This window comes from Gemmobacter sp. LW-1, from assembly GCF_001303875.1.
Lineage (GTDB): Bacteria > Pseudomonadota > Alphaproteobacteria > Rhodobacterales > Rhodobacteraceae > Gemmobacter > Gemmobacter caeni.
Window position 1 is genome coordinate 1 of record NZ_LJSC01000052.1, and the last position, 5919, is coordinate 5919.

General features: G+C 61.2%; 3 protein-coding genes. 2 read left to right on the forward strand and 1 reads right to left on the reverse strand.

The genetic code is table 11. The annotated features are described in order from the left end of the window. The first annotated feature begins 90 nt into the window (after nucleotides 1-90). On the forward strand, nucleotides 91-1242 hold the full coding sequence (gene glf, locus AO684_RS15905; RefSeq protein ID WP_152968435.1) for a UDP-galactopyranose mutase: 1152 nt from the start codon (nucleotides 91-93) through the stop codon (nucleotides 1240-1242). 132 nt (nucleotides 1243-1374) lie between these two features. Here the strand turns inward: glf (AO684_RS15905) and AO684_RS15910 are convergent, their stop codons facing one another. Then, on the reverse strand, nucleotides 1375-4440 hold the full coding sequence (locus AO684_RS15910; RefSeq protein ID WP_054303727.1) for a calcium-binding protein: 3066 nt from the start codon (nucleotides 4438-4440) through the stop codon (nucleotides 1375-1377). A gap of 349 nt (nucleotides 4441-4789) precedes the next feature. Between AO684_RS15910 and glf (AO684_RS15915) the strand changes: the two genes are divergently transcribed. Next, nucleotides 4790-5919, forward strand: a 1130-nt coding sequence (gene glf / locus AO684_RS15915; protein WP_200907825.1) for a UDP-galactopyranose mutase, incomplete at its 3' end; no start/stop codon positions are given.

The window sequence follows — 5919 nt, forward strand, 5'->3', positions numbered from 1 at the left end:
GAAATGACCCCGGTTTTCCCTGCGGTTCGGACATGGTAGGCGCGGCGCGGGGTCATGCGGGGCCCGGCCGGGCAGGGTAAGGATATGTCCATGACGAAACATTGTCTCATGGTGGGTGCGGGTCTTTCGGGGGCCGTGATCGGGCGTCTGCTGGCCGAGGCGGGGCATCGTGTCACGGTGCTGGATGCGCGCGGCCATATCGGGGGTAACTGCCATACCGAGCGCGACGCCGGGACCGGGGTCATGGTGCATGTCTACGGGCCGCATATCTTCCACACCGACGATGCCGAGGTCTGGGACTATGTGAACGGGTTCGAAACTTTTCTGCCCTACAAGAACCGGGTGAAGACCACCTCGCAGGGGGCGGTCTATTCGCTGCCGGTCAACCTGCACACGATCAACCAGTTCTTCGGCCAGACGCTCCGCCCCGACGAGGCGAAGGTCTTTCTGGAAAGCAAGGCCGATACCTCGATCACCGACCCGCAGACCTTCGAGGAACAGGCGCTGCGCTTCGTCGGGCCTGATCTCTACGAGGCCTTCTTCAAGGGCTATACGATCAAGCAATGGGGCTGCGCGCCCTCGGATCTGCCGGCCTCGATCCTGAAGCGGCTGCCGGTGCGGTTCAACTACGACGACAATTATTTCTTCCACAAATTCCAGGGCATGCCGGAGAACGGCTATACCGCGATGATCGGGCGCATCCTCGATCACGCCAATATCACCGTGACGCTGAACACCCCGGTCAGCCGCGATCAGGCGGCTGAGTATGACCATGTGTTCTATTCCGGCCCGATCGACGGCTGGTTCGGCTTCGAGCTGGGCCGGCTGGGCTATCGCACGCTGGATTTCGAACGCTTCGACTATCAGGGCGATTATCAGGGCTGCGCGGTGATGAATTACGGCGATGTCGGTGTGCCCTATACCCGCATCACCGAGCACAAGCATTTCGCTCCCTGGGAAAGCCATGAGGGGTCAGTGCTTTACAAGGAATTCTCGCGCGCCTGCGGGCCCGAGGACATTCCCTATTACCCGATCCGCCAGGTGGCCGAGAAAACCCTGCTGGCCGAATATGTCGCCAAGGCCGAGGCGGAGCCCAATGTCACCTTCGTCGGCCGTCTGGGCACCTACCGCTATCTCGACATGGATGTGACCATCCGCGAGGCACTGGATTGCGGCCGCCGCTACCTCGACACTCTGAAAACCGGAACCCCCATGCCCGCGTTCAACGTAAATCCCCTCTGAACTCAGAACGGTTGACCGGACCTCCCGGGCACAAGCCTCTGCAAGGGCAGACCGGCGTCGTCAAAGCCCGCCATCCGACAAGGAACAGGCGCCGGAATTCCGGCGCCTGTCCGCGATACCCTGTTGTGGATGTCACACCACCAGGAAGTCGCTGCTGCTGAGTGCCAGGCCCGAGTGGAGGGTGGCAAAACGGATTGCGGCGGTTGCACCATTCCCGTCGGCGTCGAAGAGCAGGGCGCCTGTATCGGTTTCGTAGATGATCCGCTGTGTCGCCGTGGTTGCGATGCCTGCCGTATTGGCCACGAAGGCATCGGCGGCCAGAGCCCCTGTTGCCAGCCCGGTGAACACCGCATTCTCCAGCTCGATCATGTCGGCGCCCACGGTGAAGTCGGCAATCACAACGGTCTGGCCGACTTCGAGTGCGGTGTCGAAGACAAAGGTATCGTTGCCGCCGTAGCCATAGAGCGAGTCATTGCCGCCCGCGCCATTCAGCCGGTTCTGCCCCGCATTGCCGGTGATGATCTGCGCCAGCGCATTGCCGGTAAGGTCGATCGCGGTATTCGCCAGCTTGTAGATCGTGCCGAGACGCTCGATGTGATCATCTTCCGCCAGCGTGAAGCTGACCGCCGAGCAGACAGTATCGCTGCCCTGACCAGCGGTTTCCTCGATCACGGTGCCCGCGTTGTAGACGCGGTAGGTGTCGTTGCCGCCATAGCCGTAGAGCGTGTCATTGCCGCCTGCGCCGCCATCATGCAGCACGTTGTCACCCGCGTTGCCGGTGATCACCTGTGCCAGCGCATTGCCGGTAAGGTCGATTGCAGCGGTGTCGACGACAGAAATCGTGCCGAGACGCTCGATGCTGTCATCTGCGGCCAGCGTGAAGCTGACGGCGGAATAGACGGTATCGTTGCCCTGACCAGCGCTTTCCTCGATCTGGGTGCCCGCGTTGAACACCCGATAGGTGTCGTTGCCGCTGAACCCGTAGAGCGTGTCACTGCCACCGGCCCCACCGTCGTCCAGAATGTTGTCACCCGCGTTGCCGGTGATCACCTGTGCCAGCGCATTGCCGGTTAGGTTGATCGCGGTGGTGGCCGTCACCGAGATGGTGCCGAGGCGCTCAATGCTGTCATCTGCGGCCAGCGTGAAGCTGACGGCGGAATAGACGGTATCGTTGCCCTGACCAGCGCTTTCCTCGATCTGGGTGCCCGCGTTGAACACCCGATAGGTGTCGTTGCCGCCATTGCCGACCAGCGTGTCGTTGCCGCCCTCACCGCCATCGTTCAGTACATTGTTGCCGGCGTTGCCGGTGATGACCTGAGCGAGCGTATTGCCCGTGAGGTTGATCGCGGTGGTCGCGGCATCCGAGATCGTGCGCAGGTGCTCGATGCTGTCATTTGCGGCCAGAGAGAAGCTGACAGCCGAATAAACGGTATCTTCCCCCTGATTGGCACTTTCCTCGATCTGGGTGCCTGCGTTGAACACACGATAGGTGTCGTTGCCGCTGAACCCGTAGAGCGTGTCACTGCCACCCGCGCCGCCGTCGTCCAGAATGTTGTCACCCGCGTTGCCGGTGATGACCTGCGCCAGCGCATTGCCGGTGAGATTGATCGCGGTGGTGGCCGCCACCGAGATGGTGCCGAGGCGCTCGATGCTGTCATCTGCGGCCAGCGTGAAGCTGACGGCGGAATAGACAGTATCACTGCCCTGACCTGCGTTTTCCTCGATCTGGGTGCCCGCGTTGAACACCCGATAGGTGTCGTTGCCGCCATTGCCGACCAGCGTGTCGTTGCCGCCCTCACCGCCATCGTTCAGTACATTGTTGCCGGCGTTGCCGGTGATGACCTGAGCGAGCGTATTGCCCGTGAGGTTGATCGCGGTGGTCGCGGCATCCGAGATCGTGCGCAGGTGCTCGATGCTGTCATTCGCGGCCAGGGTGAAGCTGACGGCCGAATAAACAGTATCTTCCCCCTGACCAGCGCTTTCCTCGATCTGGGTACCAGCGTTGTAGACCCGGTAAGCGTCATTGCCGCCATACCCGTAGAGCGTGTCATTGCCGCCGGTCCCGCCGTCGTCCAGAATGTTGTCACCCACATTGCCGGTGATCACCTGTGCCAGCGCATTGCCCGTGAGATTGATCGCGGTGTTTGCCAGCCTGTAGATTGTGCCCAGACGCTCGATGTGGTCATCCGCAGCCAGCGTGAAGCTGACCGCCGCAAAGACGGTATCGTTGCCCTGACCAGCCGTTTCCTCGATCTGAGTGCCCGCGTTGTAGACGCGGTAGGTGTCGTTGCCACCATAGCCGTAGAGCGTGTCATTGCCGCCTGCGCCGCCATCATGCAGCACGTTGTCACCCGCGTTGCCGGTGATCACCTGAGCGAGCGCGTTGCCCTTGAGGTCGATCGTGGCGGTGTCGGCGGCAGAAATCGTGCCAAGATGTTCGATGTCGTCATCTTCGGCCAGGGTGAAGCTGACGGCCGAGAAGACGGTATCATCCCCCTGACCCGCACTTTCCTCGATCACGGTATTCGCATCGCTGATGCGGTATTCGTCGTTGCCCGTACCGCCGATCAGCGTATCCGCGGTGCCGTCAAGGCCATTCAGGACGTCATTTCCGTCCTGACCATTCAGCACGTTGGAGCCGGATCCACCGTAAATGACATCGTCCCCGTTGCCCGCGTTGATCGTGTCATTGCCGCCATGGCCGTAGATCGTGTCGTTGCCATTGGTGATCACCTCGCTTTGCAGGTCGGTGTAGCCGACAGCCATCACCTCGCCGGTATCGAGGCCGTCCACGGCCCCGTTCGCGGTGCCGGGCAGGGTGTAGGGAGCATTGCCGTCGATCGTCACATCCATCAGTACCCCTGCAAGCGGGGGCAGGCCGTTCGGGGCGTAAAAATAGATCTGGGAGCCGACCTGGAAGGCCATCACCGGCACGCTCAGCAGCGGGAGCCCGACCAGGATCAGGGTTTGCAGCGTTCCGGAGCCGAGATAGATGATCGGCTCCTGAGATCCGCCGGTCAGTGCAAAAGTCGCCGAACTCTCGCCGGTGGTCAGTTGCCCGTTGTTGTCCTCGAAGGACCCGCTCAGCGGCCCGCCGGCAACGTTGACCAGGCCGGTGTCAAGGATACCGCCGGTCTGGAGATCCAGAAGTGTACCATTGAACTCGTAAACATTGATCACGTTTGAGGTAACAGACATCGCTTACTCCATCGAATAAGACGCTTCATGTCAGAAGACATATCTTGGATTGATCTTTTACCGCCTGAAAAGGTGGTGACGAAAAGAAAGAACACGTCAGGGTAGTATCAAAGGGTGGTGGGATAAGATTTTGGGGCGGATTGCGCCCCCAAGGTGGAGAAAGTATGGCGGAAGAATGGCTTGTGGTCGCAAGTCCGTCCTGCCTTTCCGGCGCTCCGGCCCCGGCGGATGCGGCAAGAACGATGGCCGGATCACATTTGAAATGACCCCGGTTTTCCCTGCGGTTCGGACATGGTAGGCGCGGCGCGGGGTCATGCGGGGCCCGGCCGGGCAGGGTAAGGATATGTCCATGACGAAACATTGTCTCATGGTGGGTGCGGGTCTTTCGGGGGCCGTGATCGGGCGTCTGCTGGCCGAGGCGGGGCATCGTGTCACGGTGCTGGATGCGCGCGGCCATATCGGGGGTAACTGCCATACCGAGCGCGACGCCGGGACCGGGGTCATGGTGCATGTCTACGGGCCGCATATCTTCCACACCGACGATGCCGAGGTCTGGGACTATGTGAACGGGTTCGAAACTTTTCTGCCCTACAAGAACCGGGTGAAGACCACCTCGCAGGGGGCGGTCTATTCGCTGCCGGTCAACCTGCACACGATCAACCAGTTCTTCGGCCAGACGCTCCGCCCCGACGAGGCGAAGGTCTTTCTGGAAAGCAAGGCCGATACCTCGATCACCGACCCGCAGACCTTCGAGGAACAGGCGCTGCGCTTCGTCGGGCCTGATCTCTACGAGGCCTTCTTCAAGGGCTATACGATCAAGCAATGGGGCTGCGCGCCCTCGGATCTGCCGGCCTCGATCCTGAAGCGGCTGCCGGTGCGGTTCAACTACGACGACAATTATTTCTTCCACAAATTCCAGGGCATGCCGGAGAACGGCTATACCGCGATGATCGGGCGCATCCTCGATCACGCCAATATCACCGTGACGCTGAACACCCCGGTCAGCCGCGATCAGGCGGCTGAGTATGACCATGTGTTCTATTCCGGCCCGATCGACGGCTGGTTCGGCTTCGAGCTGGGCCGGCTGGGCTATCGCACGCTGGATTTCGAACGCTTCGACTATCAGGGCGATTATCAGGGCTGCGCGGTGATGAATTACGGCGATGTCGGTGTGCCCTATACCCGCATCACCGAGCACAAGCATTTCGCTCCCTGGGAAAGCCATGAGGGGTCAGTGCTTTACAAGGAATTCTCGCGCGCCTGCGGGCCCGAGGACATTCCCTATTACCCGATCCGCCAGGTGGCCGAGAAAACCCTGCTGGCCGAATATGTCGCCAAGGCCGAGGCGGAGCCCAATGTCACCTTCGTCGGCCGTCTGGGCACCTACCGCTATCTCGACATGGATGTGACCATCCGCGAGGCACTGGATTGCGGCCGCCGCTACCTCGACACTCTGAAAACCGGAACCCCCATGCCCGC

Excerpts from the sequence above, each read along its gene's own strand:
- glf (WP_152968435.1), top strand. The coding sequence starts at position 91 with ATGACGAAACATTGTCTCATGGTGGGTGCGGGTCTTTCGGGGGCCGTG.
- AO684_RS15910 (WP_054303727.1), bottom strand. The coding sequence starts at position 4,440 with ATGTCTGTTACCTCAAACGTGATCAATGTTTACGAGTTCAATGGTACA.